An 18,271-nucleotide genomic window follows, 5' to 3' on the forward strand; every position below is an offset into this window, starting at 1 on the left:
CACTTTAATTAAGATTCGAGACGCACTCTAGCGTACACTTGTACGCCGAACAAGTCCGATCAGCAGTTTACTTTTGTAAATTTGCGTCATGTGATCGCTGTCGCTAGAATCGCGCCACTGCCTGATTAATGAGCCATAACCCATGAAATTGACCCCGGTAGAACATGCTGAACTTGGCTGGAATGAACAGGGTACACCTGTATCCCGAGCATTCGGCGATATCTACTTTTCCAACGATGATGGCCTCGAAGAAACACGTCATGTTTTTCTGGGCGGCAACGGTTTACCGGCGCGTTTTGCCACCCATCCGCGCCCGCTTTTCATCGTGGCGGAAACTGGATTTGGCACCGGGCTCAACTTTTTAACGCTGTGGCAGGCCTTTGATCGCTTTCACGCCGCGCACGCTGGGGCCAGCCTGCAACGTCTGCATTTTATCAGCTGCGAGAAATATCCGCTGACACGCGCCGATCTCACCGCCGCGCTGGCACAGTGGCCGGAACTGGCGCCCTGGTCAGCCGAGCTGTGCGCGCAATGGCCTGCTGCCCTGCCCGGCTGTCAGCGCCTGCTGTTTGCCGACGGACGCATCACGCTGGATCTCTGGTTTGGTGATATTAATCAGTTACCCGACATTTTTGATGACAGCCTGACGCGTCAGATCGATGCGTGGATGCTGGATGGCTTCGCGCCGTCGAAAAACCCGGATATGTGGACGCCGGAACTGTTTGCCACCATGGCAAAACTGGCAAGAGCCGATGGCACCTTCGCCACTTTTACCGCCGCCGGATTTGTGCGTCGCGGGCTGCAACAGGCGGGATTCACCGTTGAGCGGCGCAAAGGCTTTGGCCCGAAACGGGAGATGCTGTGCGGCCAGCTCACGGCAGCCACGCCGATCGCAGCGATGCAGCCCTGGTATGCGCGCCCTGCCGCGCAGCCCGGTGATATTGCAATTATCGGCGGCGGCCTGGCCAGTGCCACGCTGGCGCTGGCGTTGCTGCGACGTAATCTGCGGGTCACGCTTTACTGTGCTGACGACGCCCCCGCGCTTGGCGCATCAGGCAACCGCCAGGGCGCGCTCTACCCGCTGTTGCAGCCGCATGATGAGGCGCTCAGCCGCTTTTTTCCGGCAGCGTTCAGCTTTGCCCGTCGCTGGTATGACGCGCTACCGCTGAGTTTTGATCATGACTGGTGCGGCGTGACGCAGCTCGCCTGGGATGAGAAAAGCGCGAAAAAAATTGCCGGCATGCTGGAGATGGCTCTGCCATCAGAGATCGCCACCGCGATCAGCCAAAGCCAGGCCGAAGCGCTGGCGGGCGTGAGCCTTGGCTGCGGCGGCATTCATTACCCGGCGGGCGGCTGGCTTTCACCGGCGGAGCTGACCAGTGCCCTGCTGCAACGGGCAGAAACGCAGGGACTACGCGTGCACTGGCTGCATAAACTTGATGCGGTGGAGCGCGAGAACAGCGGCTGGCGGCTGCACTTTGCCAGCCAGCCATCAACGCGGCACGATAATGTGGTGCTGGCTAACGGCCATGCAATGGCCGATCTGACGCAGAGTCAAAAGCTGCCGCTCTACGCTGTCGCCGGCCAGGTCAGCCATGTGCCCTCGCGCGATGGCCTCGCCGAACTGCGGCAGGTCCTCTGCTATGACGGTTATTTAACGCCAGCCAGCCCGCAGTTTGCCAGTCATTCCATCGGCGCCAGCTATCATCGTGGCGAACGTGAAACGCACTTTCGCGACAGCGATCAGCAAGAGAATGCCGCGCGCCTGCGCGCCTGTCTGCCCGACAATAAATGGACCGATGCGGTCGACGTCAGCGATAACGATGCGCGTAACGGCGTGCGCTGCGCCACCCGCGATCATCTGCCGATGGTGGGCAGCCTGCCCGATTACGATCGCACACTGGCCAACTATGCCGATCTCATGACGCAGCAGCAGGATGCCGACAGCGCACCCGTCTGGCCGGGATTATTTGTGCTCGGGGCGCTGGGTTCGCGCGGCTTATGCAGCGCGCCACTGGCGGCAGAGATTTTGGCGGCGCAGATCAGCGGCGAGCCGCTGCCGGCCGATCGCATTACGCTGGCGGGATTGAATCCAAACCGTTACTGGATCAGGAAGTTACTGAAGGGAAAAGCGGTAGAGAAGTAAGGGCGGCAGACCGCCCTGTTATTACGCCTGGCGGCGAGCCTGCAGAAACAGATTGTCCCACATGCCGATCACCAGCGCCTGATCGCGCGGTGAAAGCTCACCGGCGGCAATGGCGTTTTGCAGGCTGTTTTGCACATGCACCTGCAACGCTTCAGGCGTGTGCTCATTAAGCTGCTCTACTTCCGCCACCGCCAGCGTAAGATGACCGCGCAGATACCCGCTGGCAAACAGCTCATCGTCACTGGCGTGGTCAACCATATCGTCAATCAGCGCCAGAATACGTGTTTCAAACTCTGCGATCATGTCATTTCCTCGTTAGAAAATCGCTCCCGCTCAGCTCAGATCGTCCGACCAGGAAAACTGTTCCGCCATAAGCGGAGGGGTGCCATAAAAGGTGCGAAGTCGTTCAATAAAGCGCGCGGGCCGCGTCGGGATCCCTTTAGCAAGATAGTGCATAACCTGCTCATGCACCTTATGCTGAAAAGCGATGCGATCGGGCTCACAATCGCCTTCGAGATTGTCACAACTTACATTGAAGGGAAAGCCTGCTGCGACACAAAACATCCACTCCAGCGCCTGCGGTTTTACCTCAACCGATTCAAACTGGCTTTGCGTAGCGGCATCGCGGCCATCAGGACAATACCAGTAGCCGAAATCGACCTGCTTGCGGCGCTCTGCGCCCGCAATGCACCAGTGCGAAATCTCATGCAGCGCGCTGGCGTAAAAGCCATGGGCAAACACCACCCGATGCCAGGGTGATGTCTCATCCGCAGGAAGATAGATCGGTTCATCATCGCCTTTAATTAGACGGGTCTGAAAGTCGTCAACAAAACAGCCGTCGAACAGGTCGATAAGCTGCTGATAATGGTGTGTGGTGGTCATAAACATTCTTCAAAAAAGTCAGCGCGCGATTGTCGCATCTGGCGGCAACACTGACGAGTAAAAAAGTGGCTTAAAGCTGCTGAAACCAGGCAAGAATTTCCATGCCGTGGCTGTCATAGAGCAGCTTGCTGCTCATCACCGCAGAGACAATCACCACCATCGGCCGGATAAGCTTCTGGCCGCGGCTGAGCACCATATGTGCGCCCATACGCGCGCCGCAAATCGCCCCCAGCAGCATCACCACGCCCAATCCCCACATCACCTGCCCGCCAAACATGAAAAACAGCAGGCTGCTGAGGTTGGAGGTAAAGTTAAGCACCTTGGCATGCGCGGTGGCTTTCGCCATGTTGAAACCGGCCAGCGTGACAAACGCCAGCGCATAAAACGAACCGGCGCCGGGGCCAAAAAAGCCGTCATAAAAGCCGACGCAGCTGCCAGCAATCAGGGCAAACGGCAGGCCGTGCAGCCTGCGCGCACGATCTTCCTCGCCCAACCGCGGCACCAGCAGGAAATAGAGACCGATGGCCAGAATCAACAGCGGTAAAATTCGACGCAGGAGTTCGGTGTGCAAATGCTGAATCAGCAGCGTGCCAATCACCGCGCCGATAAAGGTCATGGCGATGTTGAGCCGCTGTTCGCGCAGGTTGACCGCGCCGCGCCGCAGGAAATAGAGGCTGGCTGAAAAAGAGGCCCCTACCGCCTGCAGCTTATTGGTTGCCAGCGCCTGTGCCGGAGTTAATCCCGCAGCCAACAGCGCCGGTACGGTCAGCAATCCGCCGCCGCCAGCAATCGAGTCGATAAAGGCCGCCAGCATCGCCACGAAAAACAGCAGCGCCACAATTGACGGACTGACCACAAACCATTCCATGACGTTTCCTAAAGCAGATGTTTATCCAGCAATGCCTGACAGGAAGGTGGCAGCGGCGGTGGCTCACGTTTTACCGGCGCCGCGCCTGGTTTTTTCGGCAGGAACCAGCTGTTCAGCTCGGCGCCACAGCCATCGCCCGGCGGCGGCGGAGATTGATCTTCGCATTCTAGGCTACCAGCCGGGCAGCGCAGCCGCACATGCATATGTGCACGGTGCTGGAACCAGGGGCGCACTTTATGCAGCCAGTCACGATCGCTACCGGCATCAGCACAAAGCTGCTTTTTAATCGCTGGATTGACGAAAATGCGCGTAACTTCTTCATCTTTCGCCGCCAATTTGATCAAACTGGCAATCTGCGGCTGCCAGTGACGCGCCACCACGTTTTTGCCATCGGCGGCCACTAAATCCAGCGGCTGCGGCTTCAGTAACATCTGCTCGCTCCAGCGCTGCTTCGGCAGCTGTAGCCAGATATCGACATCCAGCCCGGACTGATGGCTGGCGTGACCGCTGCTGAATCGTCCACCTGCCGCCATGCCCATGTCGCCAATCAGCACTTCCCCAAGGCCAAGGTTATGCACCTGCATGCCCAGCCGCTGAATGAACAGAATCAGATCGGGGTGGCCAAAATAGCGGCGCTGATCCTGACGCATCACCTGATAATGCGGCGAGTTCAGTGGCAGCGACTGTGCGCCAACGATACAGCCGTTGGCAAAACCGCCGATCGCCTGCGATGAACCGGCAATGGGCTGACGGATATTTTGCCACGGCGTTGCCGCCAGCGACACGGCGCTGAACAGCAGCGCCGACAGAAAGACCAAGCTCTTTTTCATCGGCTTACCAGCGCGGTACGGTAGAGGCAACATCGGCATTCTGCGCACGATGACGCAGCAGATGATCCATCAGCACGATCGCCATCATTGCTTCCGCGATCGGCACCGCACGAATGCCCACGCAGGGATCGTGGCGACCTTTGGTGATCATATCGATCTCAGCGCCGTGACGGTCGATGGTTTTGCCCGGCACGGTAATGCTTGATGTCGGTTTCATCGCGATATTGGCGCTGATGGTCTGGCCGCTGCTGATGCCGCCCAGAATGCCGCCGGCGTGATTGCTCTGAAACCCGTTGGCGCGAATTTCATCGCGATGTTCGCTGCCGCGCTGATTCACCACGGCAAAACCGTCGCCGATCTCCACGCCTTTTACCGCGTTGATGCTCATCAAGGCGTGGGCTAAATCAGCGTCAAGACGGTCAAACACCGGTTCACCCAAGCCAACCGGCACGTTTTCTGCCATTACGGTGACCTTAGCACCAATGGAATCGCCCTCTTTTTTCAGCGCACGCATCAGCTCGTCCAGCGCCGCTAATTTGTCAGCGTCCGGGCAGAAAAACGGGTTCTCTTCTACGATGCTCCAGTCTTTCAGCTCGCAGGCAACGTCGCCAATCTGCGCCAGATAGCCGCGCACCTGGATACCGTGTTTCATCGCCAGATATTTCTTGGCGATCGCCCCCGCGGCCACGCGCATCGCGGTTTCGCGCGCCGATGAACGGCCGCCGCCGCGGTAGTCGCGCACGCCATATTTCTGCTCATAGGTGTAATCAGCGTGGCCAGGACGAAAGGTATCTTTGATGGTGCCGTAATCCTGCGAGCGCTGATCGGTGTTCTCGATCAACAGGCCGATGCTGGTGCCGGTGGTCACGCCCTCAAACACGCCGGAGAGAATTTTTACCTGATCCGGTTCGCGGCGCTGGGTGGTGTAGCGCGAGGTGCCTGGACGACGACGATCGAGATCGTGCTGCAGATCGGCTTCGGTCAGCGGGATGCCGGGCGGCACGCCGTCAACAATGCATCCCAGTGCCAGTCCGTGGGATTCGCCAAAGGTGGTTACTCGAAAAAGTTGCCCGATGCTGTTTCCGGCCATGCTGATTCCTTTGCTTACAAGCTGAGTAGCGGCGGGTTCACGCCCGCCAGCGATTAATCGCGATAGAGAGAAAAGTGGTGCTGCGCGTCGATGATCTGCTGTTTAGTCAACATAAAGACACCGTCGCCGCCGTTGTCGAACTCCAGCCAGGTGAAAGGCACATCAGGATACTGTTCCATCATGTGCACCATGCTGTTGCCCACTTCGCAGATCAGCACGCCGTTATCGCTGAGGTAATCAGGCGCGCAGGCCAGAATCCGCCGCACCAGCTTCAGGCCGTCGCTGCCTGCCGCCAGGCCTAGCTCCGGCTCATGACGGTACTCATTCGGCAGATCGCCCATGTCATCTTCATCGACGTAAGGCGGATTGCTGACGATCAGGTCGTAGCGCATCGGTGGCATATTGCGGAACAGATCGGAGCGCAGCGGCGTCACCTGGTGAATCAGGCCGTGCTCTTCAATGTTCTGTTCGGCTACCGCCAGCGCATCGACTGAAATATCCGCCGCATCGACTTCCGCTTCCGGGAAGGCGTAAGCGCAGGCGATGGCGATACAGCCGCTGCCGGTACACATATCCAGAATCGTGGCAGGCGGCTGCTGAACCAATCCGGCGAAACGGTTGTTGATCAGCTCGGCAATCGGCGAACGCGGCACCAGCACACGCTCATCGACATAAAATTCATGACCACAAAACCAGGCTTTATTGGTCAGATAGGCCACCGGCACGCGCTCGTTCACCCGGCGAATCACCCGTTCAACAATACGATGACGCTCGCTGGAGGTCAGGCGCGCATTGTGCATCTCTTCGGGAATATCGAGCGGCAGATAGAGCGTTGGCAACACCAGCTGAACAGCTTCGTCCCAGGGATTATCGGTGCCATGACCATACCAGATGTTGGCGGCGGCGAAACGACTGACCGACCAGCGCAGCATATCCTGAATGGTGTGCAGTTCATTGACCGCCTCTTCGACGAAAATTTTGTCCACGTTGCCCTCCGCAGGCCGTTGGCTAAACACGGCGGCTAGTTTGCCATGAAGAGGGCGATAATTCAGCGCAGCAGTGTGAAAAAGCTGACTTTTGTTTCGGCTGCGGGTTAAGGTAACGGCAAATACGCCCCTGATTACCGACAGAACCTATTCCATGAGCAAAAAACAGACGCTGAACGCCGACGATAAGGCCCTGTTCTCGCAGCTAATGGCGGGAACCAAAAAGCTGACGCAGGATACCATTCTGCATAAACCGGTACGCAAGCCGGGCCGCGAGCTGCCGGTGAAGCGGATGATTTCCGAGCAGATGGACAACAGCCACTACTTTTCCGATGAGTTTCAGCCGCTGCTCTCCGCGGAAGGCCCGATGCGCTACGTGCGCAGTGACGTCAGCCATTACGAGCTGAAAAAGCTGCGGCGCGGCGACTATACGCCGGAGATTTTCCTCGATCTGCACGGCCTGACGCAGAATCAGGCGAAGCAGGAACTTGGCGCGCTGATTGCCGCCTGCCGCCGCGAGCACATTTTTTGTGCCAGCGTGATGCACGGCTATGGCAAACACGTGCTCAAGCAGCAAACGCCGCTCTGGCTGGCACAGCATCCGCACGTAATGGCGTTTCACCAGGCTCCGAAAATGTTTGGCGGCGACGCCGCGCTGCTGGTGCTGATTGAAGTGGAAGAGTGGCAGCCGCCTGAACTGCCATGATCGCTATTCCAGCGACGGCGTAAAAACCAGCCTATTAGCAACGCCGGGAGCAACAGGCACAGAAGTTAAAAATGGCTTTTGCTGGCGGTTCCCGGGCCGGCGATGTAACACAAGAGACTTGTGGAGTTAAATAAGCGGTTAAGTCGCCAGAAAATTAAACTGGATTGGCGTTTCTGTGGTGGCCGAACGCAGAAAAAGAAGAGAATAAAATAAAATAAAATAAAACCGCAGAGATAAAATAATTCAGTTAATTATCAGTATATTAAATTGACTTCTTCGGTATTAATTAAAAAAGCCCTGCGTATTTTTAATTAAAAATGCAACAACAAAACCCGATTAACGATAAATAATTATGGAAAATTCTTTTTTCCATTAAAAAAGCCAGCCGCGAGGGCTGGCTGAATTAGCAAATAATAAATCAGATTAGCTGGGTTTGCACTCCGCTTTGAATCAGCAGCTCGGCATCCTCGCTGCTGTGCTGCCAGACGCTGTACTCCAAGCCGCCCACCGTTATGGTGCCGCTGAGCTGCGACCAATCGCCGTTATCACGCCCGTCGCCCAGCAGGTCGTCAAGGTTAACCACGTCGCTGGCATCGCCATTGATCATCAGCTGGGTTTTGCCGTCGGCGATAAACAGATCTTTTTCGCCCCAGGCCAGTACATCACCTGCCTTGACCGTCAGCATAGTGCTGCCGTGGCCAGTGAGATCAGCGCCTTTCTGTACGGTGCCCGCCAGCGCATCTGCCATCAGCAATGTCGGCTGTTCACTATCAACACGATTGATTTCCGGCTCGATAACCACGTTATCAAACCAGAAGTCGTTACCATTGCCAGACTTCTCTCCGTTGGTTACCGCTACACGTACGGTTTTGCTTTCCGTCGCAACGTAGGTACCGCTGAGATGAATCCAACTTTCGGTTATTGGAGTTTCAGGAATAACAGTTTGCCCATCAACTTTCATGCCCAGCTTTGGCGCCTGATGCTTATCATTTGCCCTAAATGCTTCAAATTCAAAGTGATATACCTGTCCCGCCACTACGGTAATGTCACGATAAATAATGTCGCCATCGTATCCACTTTCGGTCTTATCGTCAGTGTGGCTGTTTACGCCGATACCTGAGCCATAACTTTTAACGGCCATTTCGTTTTCTTTGGCATATTTTCCTGCTGCCGACCAGCCCTGTAGCGTACCGTCGTTAAAGTCCCACACGGTTCGGCTTTCAATCAGGTTGTCACGCACTTCTATATACATTTGTGAACGAAGTTCGCCTTCATTGCCCGCAGCATCGACCGATTTAACCCGGAAGTGCCAGCGATCGTCTGTCAGCTCAGGAGCCGGAATCGTTACTTTCCAGTTGCCGTTTTCATCAGCCCAGGTTTCAACGCTACGGTTATTGTTTTCCCACCCTTCTTGTCCTTTTGCCAGCACGACGATAATTTTGCTGTTTGGCTCGCCCGTGCCGCGGATTTCTGGTGTGCGATCGTTGGTAAAATCGCCATCTGCCAGTTCGCGCAGAGATCCTTCGTTATCCCAAATAGCGGTAATAACCGGTTCTGCCGCACTATCGCTTTTAATATCCAGCTGAAAACTGGTGGAATAATCGAAACCGGCTGAGGTATTACTCACAAAAAAATCCCACTTATGAGCATGGTTCAGTTGCGGTGTGAATGACCACTCGCCTTTGGCGTTGGCTTTGACGCTGGCGAGCGGTTCAAATGCGATGGATAAGCGGCCGTATTGAATATAGACAATGCTGTTTGCTTCGGCTTGACCGCGCAGCGTTGGCGTGCGATCGTCAGTGGAGGCGCCGTTTACCAGCTCACCGGTGCGTATACCGAAGTCATCGTATGCATCAATAATCACTGGCTTCAGCGCATTGCCGCTTTTTAACTCCAGCTGGAAAACCGTCTCAACGTCATCACGATTAGACGAAGTGCTGGCATAAAAGTCCCACGTATAATCCTGATAAAGATTCGGCGTAAACGACCATTCGCCTTTCGCATTGGCCTGCACGCTGGCAGTAGGCTCCCAGGACACACCCGAGCGGCCATAATGAATATAAACGATGCTGTTTGCTTCCGCAGTGCCGCGCAGCGTCGGCGTGCGATCGTCAGTGGAGGCGCCGTTTACCAGCTCACCGGTGCGCATACCGAAGTCATCGTATGCATCAATAATTACTGGCTTCAGCGCATTGCCGCTTTTCACATCAAGCTGGAACACCGGCGTACCATCGCGCCAGTTGGTCGTCGGTGAAGCGTAAAAATCCCACGTTTGATCCTGATACAACTCGGGGGTAAACGTCCATTCGCCTTTTGCGTTAGCTTTGACGCTGGCCACAGGCTCCCATGAGACGCCGGAGCGGCCATAATGAATGTAAACAATACTGTTTGCTTCCGCAGTGCCGCGCAGCGTCGGCGTGCGGTCATCGGTCACTGCGCCGTTTGCCAGCTCACCGGTAGCGGGGCCTGCATCATCAACCACATCAACAATCACTGGCTTCAGTGCGTTGCTGCCCGCATCAGCAATGGTCAGACGGAAAATATCAGCGTTCGGGTTGCGCGTCGCGCTGCTGCTGACCTGAAAGTCGTAAGTGCCCGCATTTAGCTGTGCGGTTTCTACAGACCAGCGGCCATCTGCCTCGGCCCGGGAGCTGGCCACAATCAGCCACTGCCCGGCGGCGTTTGCGGCGAATACGTACACCACGCTGCCCGGCTCGGCCATGCCCTTCAGCATAGGCCGGTTATCGTCGGTCATCGCGCCAAACGCCAGTTCCCCCTGCGCTGTGCCCACGTTGTCTGCTCCGCCGGTAATATAGGGATCAGATGCAGGCGGCGCATTGGGATCCTTGATATTTACCACCCAACTTTCGGAAGGTTCGCTGACATGATCATGGCGATCGCTGGAGGTGACAAAAACTTCTCGCTGGCCGTAGCCCAACTCTTCCTCAATCGTCCAGTAGCCATTAAAATTGGCTACCGCTGATCCGAGCAGCGCGCCGGTATCTTTGTCAAACAGGCGCACAATGCTCTGCGGCTCCGCCGAACCGCTGAATCGTGGTTTTGTGTCATCGGTGATTTGACCGTTGAACAACGGCATGGAATCGCCCACATCGTCCTGCACCGTCTGAATTATCGGCTTCGCTGGCGGCGTGGTATCGACATGAATTGTTGACAGGTATGGCGGGCCGTAATTCATCGCCCGATCGATGTAGCGTACCGACAGATTATGCTGGCCGTCCATCAGCATTACCGGCAACTGGAATGTCCAGGAGCCGTCGGCCTCAATGTTCGTGGTATAGAGCATATTATTAATCACAAACTCTACTTTACCGCCCGCCTCTTTAGGCTCGGAGCCGGCCCAGTACTGGTAGGGAGAGCTGGTGTAGTCTGCGTTGCCGCTGGTAGGATCCCATGGGAAATCTGACATTGTCTGTCCTGTGTATTTTTAGGTTATAAACGTGCGTAACCTCTCACTTCGATGATTTCTCATGTACGGGCTTTGTCTCAAAAACGGGAATGTGCAGATGAAAAAGAATTAATAAACTTGAGATTAATTGCAGCGAAATAAAAACGAAGAAACGCAGTGTTTATTGCTGCCGCGCCTGGCTAATTAAAAGGCGGGTTTACCGATATAAATGTTTGATAAAATGCTGACGTCATTCTTTGGAGAAGAAAGAAAGTGTTATTCCGCGCAAAGCAAACGGATAAAAGAGGCGAATAGTTATTGGGAATTGAAAATGAGAGGGTTAACGGTGAATGCCGGAGCGCGCTCCGGCAGAGTAGATTAGATCGCTTTGGCTAATTTAGATGGGCTGACCTGCCACTCCAGTTTGCTTTCCGTGTCATCGTCGCTAAAAGTCACGCAGGCGATAGCGGAGGTAGCGAACATCGGCGGCGCTTCCGCCGGGCACAGCTCGCTGACCAGATAGCCCACCAGCGGCAAGTGCGAAATCACCAGCGCAGATTTTACGCCCATTTTTTCCAGCGCATGCAGGTAGCTAGCGACCTGAGCGGGATCGCCGCCCGGCGTCAGTTCAGGCAGCACTTCTGCCGAAACCGGCAGCTTCAGCGCTTCGCGCACCGTTGCCAGCGTCTGCTCTGCACGCAGATAGGGACTAACCAGGACACGCTCAATATTCAGGTTCTGGCCGTTAAGCCAGGTCGCCATTTGGCGTGATTCGTCACAGCCGCAATGTGTGAGGGGTCTTACCGAATCACTTGCTGCTTCAAGGGCGGCATCGCCGTGACGCATGATGAAAACTTGCATAAAGCACCGATGTTGTTTGACATGATCGCCGGTAAACCGCGCCTACCGACTCTTCATTCACGCGAATGAACGCTGTGTTTTACCGCAATGCTCTGAGTATAGTCAACTGATTGTTTATTAAATAAGCGCTTCTCAGAGCAGTGCCAGTCGGGCCCTTTTTTACAGCCTCAACTAAGCCGCTGAATTGGGTTGTTTATTCGCCACATCCGGCAGCGGATAATAGCGTTCACCCTGCTCAGCCAATCGGTTCAGCGCCGCACAGGGTGCGAAACGATCGCCATGCAGCTGCATCAGGCTATGCAGCAGCTGCCGCAGGTTTTCAGCGCCAAAACTGTCGATATAACGGAATGGCCCACCGGTAAACGGCGGAAAGCCGATGCCGAATATGGCGCCGATATCGCCGTCGCGTGCGCTACGAATCACCCCTTCATCCAGACAGCGCACCGCTTCATTCAGCATCATCGCCACGCAGCGCTGGGCAACCGCACCGTCGGCCAGCTGGGTTTTCGGCTGCACTTTAAGCAGAGAATAGAGGCTGGTATCAGGCTGACGCCCACGCCAGCGTGGCGCATCGTAGCGATAAAAGCCGCGGCTATTCTTGCGACCTTTGCGGCCATCGTTGAGCACCGCAGCAAACGCTGGCGGTGCGGCAAAACGCTCACCAAACGCTTCGGTTAACACCGGCACAATTTTACTGCCGACATCAATGCCGACCTCATCCAGCAGCTGCAATGGCCCCACCGGAAAGCCGAACTGCACCAGCGATTTATCGATGTGCTCAATCGGCTCGCCCGCCAGCAGGCAATGCAGCGCTTCATTAATGTAGGGTGCCAGAATGCGGTTAACGTAAAACCCGGCTTTATCCGCCACGACGATTGGCGTTTTGCCCTGCTTTCTTGCAAGCGCCACCGTGGTTGCGACGGTTTCAGGCGATGTCGCCGCATGCGGAATGACCTCCACCAGCGGCATTTTGTCCACCGGACTGAAATAGTGCAGCCCGATGATGTTCTCAGGCCGCTGCGCGCCAGCGGCGATATCCACAATCGGCAGCGATGAGGTATTAGAGGCAAAAATGGTCATCTCGCCGCACTGCTGTTCTACTTCCGCCACCATCTGCTGCTTCAGTGCCAGATCCTCAAACACCGCTTCCAGCACAATATCGCGATGGGCAAAGCCTTGATAATCGGTGCCGCCGGAGATCATCGACATTTTCTGCTGGCGTTCCGCTGGCTTCATCTGCCGACGCTGCACTTTCTTGCTCAGCAGATCCCAGCTGTACTGCATGGCATGGTTGATGCCCTGATTGTTGATATCTTTAATGCGTACCGGCAGCCCGGCGCGCATCGCGGTCACGCTGGCGATGCCGCCGCCCATCAGGCCGCCACCCAGTACGCCGACGCGCGCGATGGTGCGCGGCTCCGCGTCCTGCTCTTTTTTCATTTCGGTGGTAGCAAAAAACAGGCTGCGCAGTGCGACAGACTGCGGCGTCATCGCCAGTTCCCCAAAGGCCTGCGCTTCCGCAGCATAGCCATTGCTTTGGCCTAATCCGCGCCGAACCACCGCCAGAATCCGTTCCGCCGCCGGATAGTTGCCGTGGGTTTTTCGCTGGGTCTGCTTGCGCACCACAGAGAACAACAGCGGACGCGCGATCGCACTCTGCGCCAGCCGTTCGCGCCATGGCAGAGGCCGACGCTTTTTCTTGCCCTGCAGTGCGCTTTTCACCGCGGTCTCCAGCAAAATAGAGACGGCAACGGCATCATCCACCAGCCCACATTTCAACGCCTGGCGGGCGCGCAGGGTTTTACCGGTGAGTATCAGGGGCAGCGCCTGTGTCACCCCAATCAGCGCCGGAAGCCGCTGCGTGCCGCCGGAGCCCGGCAGCAAACCCAGCTGCACTTCCGGCAGGCCGAGCCGGGTTTTGTCATCCAGCGTGCAGATGCGGCGATCGCAGGCCAGCGCCAGTTCCAGGCCGCCGCCGAGGCAGGCGCCGTGAATCGCCGCCACGGTAGGAAACGGCAGATGGGCAATCTCCGCCATCACCTGCTGTCCCTGCTCCGCCAGCGCCTGCGCCTGTTGCGCGCTCTGGCAGCGATCGATCATGCTGATATCAGCACCGGCAATAAATGAATCCTTTTTACCCGAGATAAACACCAGACCAGCCAGCCGCGGGTTTGCCCGCGCCTCGCTGATGATCTGCCGCAGCTGCGCAGCAAACTCCGCCTTCAGGGTATTCACCTTTTCATCAGGTACATCAATAGTAATCACCGCGACATGATCCGACCGTAGAGTGAGATGAAACGCTGAACGGTTCATGCATCCACCTCCAGTACCATCGCCGCGCCTAACCCACCCGCCGCGCAGGCGGTGACCAGCCCGAGTCCGCCACCGCGTCGTCGTAGCTCATGCAGCGTTTGGGTAATCATGCGCGCCCCGGTGGCGGCAAACGGATGGCCGTAGGCGATAGAGCCGCCGAGCACGTTGAATTTTTCTTCGTCGATCTCACCCAGCGCCTGCGGGCGGTTGAGCACCTCGCGGGCGAAGCGATGATCGTGAAACAGCTTGAGATTGGTCAGGGTTTGCGCGGCGAAAGCTTCATGCATATCAATCAGGGTGAGCTGATCGAGGGTGATCCCAGCACGATCCAGCGCCAGCGGCGAGGCGTAAACCGGGCCCAGCAGCATATCCTGATGCACATCAATGGCGGTAAACGCGTAGCTGCGCAGCCAGCCGAGCGGCGTGATGCCCAGCTCGCGCGCACGGGATTCGGTCATCATGATCACCGCCGCTGCTCCATCGGTAAGCGGCGTGCTGTTCGCTGCGGTCACCGTGCCGTGCCGGCGATCAAAGGCGGGACGCAGGCGCGCATAATCCTGCGGCTGCGAATCGTGACGCACGTTGTTGTCCTGCTCAAACGGCGCGCGCCACGGCGGGATAAAGGCGGTCATCACCTCCTGCTGCAGCTTGCCCTGCTGCCAGGCGAGCGCCGCCCGCTGGTGAGATCGGTGCGCCAGCGCATCCTGCTGTTCGCGGCTAATGCCGTGGCTTTTTGCCATCTGCTCGGCGGTATCGCCCATGCGCAGACCGGTGGAATATTCCGCGACCGCGGGCGGCACCGGTAACAGATCTTTTGGCCGCAGCCGTTTCAATACCGCGAGCTTCTGCCCCAGCCGCCGCGCCTTGCTCAGATCGAGCAGCGCGCGTGCCAGCGCTCTGCTGACGCCAATCGGCAGCACCGAGGTGGAATCGGCACCGCCAGCAATACCGGCGCGAATAGTGCCCGCACGCAGGCTTTCCGCCACGTTGGCCACCGCCTGAAAGCTGGTGGCACAGGCGCGGCTGACGCTGTAAGCATCGGTGTGCACGCTAAGCCCGCTGGAGAGCACGATCTCACGCGCAATATTTGGCGCCTCCGGCATCTGCACCACCTGCCCGAACACCAGCTGCTCAATGATTTCCGGCGGCAGTTCGCTGCGCGCCATCATTTCGGCAATCAGCAGCCGACCCAGCTCCACGGCGGGCAGCGCCTGCAAAGCGGTTGACTGGCGGGCAAAGGGCGTGCGAAGCCCGTGAGTAATGGCGATGCGTTCACCCTGGCGCAAATGCGGCTGACTCATTGTTTCCACCTGTAATCAAATGTTGGCTTCATGCCAAAAGAGGTCTGACCTCCCAAGTGTTAACCGGATTGTTGCGCGACGCCAGAATGAGAAAAAGAAAATGCGAGAGAAAACACGAAATTGCGGGCCAACAACTGGCCCGTTTTGTTTAGCGCAGGCCGAGCTGAAAAATCAGCGTTTCTGCCTGACAGCAAAAGGTAAAATCGACGTCGAGGCGCACGCCGTCGCCGTCGGGCAGAAAGCGCGGCGCAATAAAACAGGGCTCTGATTCCACCTGATGCGCTTTCGCCGACAGGCTGGCCAGCATCGCTTCCGCCTCTTCACGGCTGGCAAATACCCGCGACCAGGAGGCGGTACAGTCGCTGTTATCCATTATCGTGCCGACATCGACACAGCAACAGGCGGCGGTTTCGGTGGCGCGGGGTTTGTTCAGATCAGACATAGTCGACTCCGGTAAGCTGAAAGCGGATAAGTGTATTGCGTGAATTTTACCCCTTTCGCACAGCGATGTTTACTCCGTCGGGTGAGCAAAGGTTGATCCAGAATAACGATGTTGCATTCTGTGAAATCAGAGCCAAATGAATTTGTTAAGCAGATCTTATTTTGTCGATCAAATCCGTAATATTTGAAAAACATTATTGCAACATCACCAGCGGTCAGCTCTATACTGGCCCAACTGGTCTGATTTGTCAGTTTCAGATTAGTCCCTAGAATCCGCCTTCACCTGTTACCCGTTGTAACAGAGTCTAATAAAAATCTAACTGAGGTTGTGGTCATGAACCATAAGAACCTGTTTGCAAAATCAGCAGTGGCAATTGCGGTGGCGCTCATCTCTACACATGCCTCGGCAGCGGGCTTTCAGCTTAATGAATTTTCTTCGATTGGTTTAGGCCGTGCCTATTCCGGTGAAGGTGCGATCGGCGATACCGCCGCGTCAGCCAGCCGCAACCCGGCGACCATGGCGTTAATGGATCGTCCAGCGTTTTCAATGGGTGCGGTTTATATCGATCCTGATGTCAACATCAGCGGCACCAGCGATACAACGGGTAATAGCCTGGATGCCAAAAACATTGCGCCCTCAGAATGGGTGCCTAACCTGCATTATGTGCAGCCAATCAACGATCAATGGTGGGTGGGCGCGTCGGCCACTGCCAACTACGGTTTGGCGACCGAGTTCAATAACGGCTATGCGGCAGGCGCTTACGGCGGCAAAACCGATCTCACCACGGTTAACTTTAACCTCAGCACCGCCTGGCGCATGAACGACCACTTCAGCCTTGGCGTCGGCTTTGATGCCGTTTATGCCCGAGCGAAAATCGAGCGCTATGCCGGAGAAGGCGGCGCACGCCTCGGCATTCCTGCCGACACGCAGGTGGCGCATCTAAAAGGCGACGAATGGGGCTATGGCTGGAACGCCGGTGTGCTCTACGAAGTGGATGAAAACAACCGCTTCGGCTTTACCTATCGCTCAGAGGTGAAGGTCGATTTCGACGGCGACTACAAGAGCAGCCTGCCGCCAGCGTTAAATGCCCGCAACACCGGCTTACCGTACGCCACCGGCGGCACCACTATTCCTGGCGCGCTGACCCTGAACCTGCCGGAGATGTGGGAAGTGTCGGGCTGGCATAAAGTGGCGCCGCAGTGGGCGGTGCATTACAGCATGGCTTACACCAGCTGGAGCCAGTTCCAGGAGTTGAAGGCCACCGGTTCAAACGGCCAGACGCTGTTCTATAAAGATGAGAGCTTCCACGACGCCTACCGCATCGCGCTTGGCACCACCTACTCTTATAACGATAACTGGACCTTCCGCACCGGTATCGCCTTTGACGACAGCCCGGCACCGGCAGAAAACCGCTCTATTTCCATTCCGGATCAGGATCGCCTCTGGCTGAGCGCCGGTACGTCCTATGCGTTTAATCAGGATGCGTCAGTAGACGTCGGTATTTCTTATATGCACGGTCAGCATGTGACTATTGAAGAAGGCCCGTACAAATTTGAGTCAACCGGCAAAGCCTGGCTCTACGGCGCAAACTTCAACTACAAGTTCTGATGCTTTCCTGAAGACATAAAAAAAACGCGATCTGACGATCGCGTTTTTTTTATCTGTCTGGCTGTGCTTACTCGGCGTCAATATCCTTGAGATCGCCTTCAATCGCCGCCGCGTTAGGGTTCTCTTCCGGCTTCAGCTCGCCGCCGCGGGCAAGGAAATCGTGCCGCTGGAAATAGGCATTGCGGATAAAGGCGTACGGATCGTCCTGCTGGCGCAGAATGCCATCGGAATCGAGCAGCTGCGCGCGCGTTTCCACCCCTTCAATCGCCCATTTGCCGATCGATACCGGCCATGTCAACCAGCCTAACACCGGATAGAGCGTATCGACATAATCGCCGCCGTCTTCACGGATGGTAAAGCTACCGTAGGCTGGCAGCTCAACATACGGGCCGTAACCGACGCCATAATGACCGAGCGTGCTGCCAAAGCGACGCGGACCGCCACGCGCCAGCTCAGGATTGGCCTTGCCCGCCACGTCGATGAAACCGCCAAGCCCCAGCGTAGAGTTGAGGAAAAAGCGCGTGAAGTGAATCATCGCCTGACGCGGTTCGCCAATCAAAAAGGCGTTCACCATGCTGGCTGGCTCATCCAGATTGCCCAGCACGTTGCTCAGTCCGGTCCGCGCCGGTGCTGGCAGATAATCGCGCCACGCCACCGCCACCGGCCGCAGCACGTAAGGATCAACTACGTTGTAGTTGAAGTTAAACATGGTGCGGTTAAAACCTTCCAGTGGATCGCTACGGCCCTGAGGTTCATCCCCAGGTTGCGAGCTGGCGCAGCCGATCATCAACACGCTGGCAAGCGCGACGCCGCTAAGGCGATAGTTCATGGT

The 18,271-nt window shown here is 56.7% G+C and carries 15 protein-coding genes; 3 read left to right on the forward strand and 12 right to left on the reverse strand.

The features are described 5' to 3' along the window. Positions 1-142: 142 nt before the first annotated feature. Entirely contained in the window at positions 143-2,146 is a 2,004-nt protein-coding gene (gene mnmC, locus EM595_RS12510; protein ID WP_067432541.1) for a bifunctional tRNA (5-methylaminomethyl-2-thiouridine)(34)-methyltransferase MnmC2/FAD-dependent 5-carboxymethylaminomethyl-2-thiouridine(34) oxidoreductase MnmC1, read from the forward strand. 21 nt (positions 2,147-2,167) lie between these two features. Here mnmC and EM595_RS12515 read toward each other — a convergent pair whose 3' ends face one another. From EM595_RS12515 to prmB, 6 genes are all read right to left on the reverse strand, one after another. Next, positions 2,168-2,449 (reverse strand): YfcL family protein, encoded by a 282-nt coding sequence (locus EM595_RS12515; protein ID WP_067432544.1) that lies wholly within the window; start codon positions 2,447-2,449, stop codon positions 2,168-2,170. A 30-nt stretch (positions 2,450-2,479) separates the two neighbouring features. Next, on the reverse strand, positions 2,480-3,028 hold the full coding sequence (locus EM595_RS12520; RefSeq protein WP_067432547.1) for an elongation factor P hydroxylase: 549 nt from the start codon (positions 3,026-3,028) through the stop codon (positions 2,480-2,482). Positions 3,029-3,098: 70 nt separating this feature from the next. Further along, on the reverse strand, positions 3,099-3,896 hold the full coding sequence (locus tag EM595_RS12525; protein ID WP_067432550.1) for a sulfite exporter TauE/SafE family protein: 798 nt from the start codon (positions 3,894-3,896) through the stop codon (positions 3,099-3,101). Between the two features lie 8 nt (positions 3,897-3,904). After that, complete coding sequence (gene mepA, locus EM595_RS12530; protein WP_067432553.1) at positions 3,905-4,726, reverse strand: penicillin-insensitive murein endopeptidase; 822 nt, start codon at positions 4,724-4,726, stop codon at positions 3,905-3,907. Positions 4,727-4,730: 4 nt separating this feature from the next. Next, positions 4,731-5,816, reverse strand: coding sequence for a chorismate synthase (gene aroC / locus EM595_RS12535; protein ID WP_067432556.1), 1,086 nt, complete (start codon positions 5,814-5,816; stop codon positions 4,731-4,733). A gap of 53 nt (positions 5,817-5,869) precedes the next feature. Continuing rightward, positions 5,870-6,802 (reverse strand): 50S ribosomal protein L3 N(5)-glutamine methyltransferase, encoded by a 933-nt coding sequence (prmB, locus tag EM595_RS12540; protein WP_067432558.1) that lies wholly within the window; start codon positions 6,800-6,802, stop codon positions 5,870-5,872. Between the two features lie 154 nt (positions 6,803-6,956). On the opposite strand from prmB, the gene smrB reads away from it, so the two are divergent. Beyond that, positions 6,957-7,508 carry an endonuclease SmrB gene (smrB, locus tag EM595_RS12545; protein WP_067432561.1) on the forward strand — a complete coding sequence of 184 codons (552 nt, stop codon included), beginning with the start codon at positions 6,957-6,959 and terminating at the stop codon, positions 7,506-7,508. Positions 7,509-7,926: 418 nt separating this feature from the next. On the opposite strand, the gene EM595_RS12550 is transcribed toward smrB, so the two are convergent. The 5 genes from EM595_RS12550 to EM595_RS12570 all read right to left on the reverse strand — a co-directional run bounded on the left by EM595_RS12550 (position 7,927) and on the right by EM595_RS12570 (position 15,831). After that, positions 7,927-10,935, reverse strand: a complete 3,009-nt coding sequence (locus EM595_RS12550) for an Ig-like domain-containing protein (protein ID WP_067432564.1) — start codon at positions 10,933-10,935, stop codon at positions 7,927-7,929. 357 nt (positions 10,936-11,292) lie between these two features. Beyond that, the gene (sixA, locus tag EM595_RS12555) at positions 11,293-11,775 is read right to left on the reverse strand and encodes a phosphohistidine phosphatase SixA (RefSeq protein ID WP_067432567.1); all 483 of its coding nucleotides are present in this window, start codon (positions 11,773-11,775) and stop codon (positions 11,293-11,295) included. Between the two features lie 171 nt (positions 11,776-11,946). After that, positions 11,947-14,088, reverse strand: a complete 2,142-nt coding sequence (fadJ, locus tag EM595_RS12560) for a fatty acid oxidation complex subunit alpha FadJ (RefSeq protein ID WP_067432570.1) — start codon at positions 14,086-14,088, stop codon at positions 11,947-11,949. Further along, the gene (gene fadI, locus EM595_RS12565) at positions 14,085-15,389 is read right to left on the reverse strand and encodes an acetyl-CoA C-acyltransferase FadI (protein WP_067432573.1); all 1,305 of its coding nucleotides are present in this window, start codon (positions 15,387-15,389) and stop codon (positions 14,085-14,087) included. Before fadI ends, fadJ begins: the two co-directional genes overlap by 4 nt. A 148-nt stretch (positions 15,390-15,537) precedes the next feature. Continuing rightward, positions 15,538-15,831 (reverse strand): YfcZ/YiiS family protein, encoded by a 294-nt coding sequence (locus tag EM595_RS12570; protein WP_157883888.1) that lies wholly within the window; start codon positions 15,829-15,831, stop codon positions 15,538-15,540. 333 nt (positions 15,832-16,164) lie between these two features. Here EM595_RS12570 and fadL point away from each other — a divergent pair, with 333 nt between their 5' ends. After that, positions 16,165-17,439, forward strand: coding sequence for a long-chain fatty acid transporter FadL (fadL, locus tag EM595_RS12575; RefSeq protein WP_067432576.1), 1,275 nt, complete (start codon positions 16,165-16,167; stop codon positions 17,437-17,439). A gap of 67 nt (positions 17,440-17,506) precedes the next feature. On the opposite strand, the gene mlaA is transcribed toward fadL, so the two are convergent. Next, positions 17,507-18,268 carry a phospholipid-binding lipoprotein MlaA gene (gene mlaA / locus EM595_RS12580; protein ID WP_067432578.1) on the reverse strand — a complete coding sequence of 254 codons (762 nt, stop codon included), beginning with the start codon at positions 18,266-18,268 and terminating at the stop codon, positions 17,507-17,509. Positions 18,269-18,271: the final 3 nt, after the last annotated feature.

Origin of the sequence: Duffyella gerundensis, assembly GCF_001517405.1 — a bacterium.
Lineage (GTDB): Bacteria > Pseudomonadota > Gammaproteobacteria > Enterobacterales > Enterobacteriaceae > Duffyella > Duffyella gerundensis.

Coding starts and splice junctions, on each gene's coding strand:
- mnmC (WP_067432541.1), top strand. CDS start 143: ATGAAATTGACCCCGGTAGAACATGCTGAACTTGGCTGGAATGAACAG.
- EM595_RS12515 (WP_067432544.1), bottom strand. CDS start 2,449: ATGATCGCAGAGTTTGAAACACGTATTCTGGCGCTGATTGACGATATG.
- EM595_RS12520 (WP_067432547.1), bottom strand. CDS start 3,028: ATGACCACCACACACCATTATCAGCAGCTTATCGACCTGTTCGACGGC.
- EM595_RS12525 (WP_067432550.1), bottom strand. CDS start 3,896: ATGGAATGGTTTGTGGTCAGTCCGTCAATTGTGGCGCTGCTGTTTTTC.
- mepA (WP_067432553.1), bottom strand. CDS start 4,726: ATGAAAAAGAGCTTGGTCTTTCTGTCGGCGCTGCTGTTCAGCGCCGTG.
- aroC (WP_067432556.1), bottom strand. CDS start 5,816: ATGGCCGGAAACAGCATCGGGCAACTTTTTCGAGTAACCACCTTTGGC.
- smrB (WP_067432561.1), top strand. CDS start 6,957: ATGAGCAAAAAACAGACGCTGAACGCCGACGATAAGGCCCTGTTCTCG.
- EM595_RS12550 (WP_067432564.1), bottom strand. CDS start 10,935: ATGTCAGATTTCCCATGGGATCCTACCAGCGGCAACGCAGACTACACC.
- sixA (WP_067432567.1), bottom strand. CDS start 11,775: ATGCAAGTTTTCATCATGCGTCACGGCGATGCCGCCCTTGAAGCAGCA.
- fadJ (WP_067432570.1), bottom strand. CDS start 14,088: ATGAACCGTTCAGCGTTTCATCTCACTCTACGGTCGGATCATGTCGCG.
- fadI (WP_067432573.1), bottom strand. CDS start 15,389: ATGAGTCAGCCGCATTTGCGCCAGGGTGAACGCATCGCCATTACTCAC.
- EM595_RS12570 (WP_157883888.1), bottom strand. CDS start 15,831: ATGTCTGATCTGAACAAACCCCGCGCCACCGAAACCGCCGCCTGTTGC.
- fadL (WP_067432576.1), top strand. CDS start 16,165: ATGAACCATAAGAACCTGTTTGCAAAATCAGCAGTGGCAATTGCGGTG.
- mlaA (WP_067432578.1), bottom strand. CDS start 18,268: ATGAACTATCGCCTTAGCGGCGTCGCGCTTGCCAGCGTGTTGATGATC.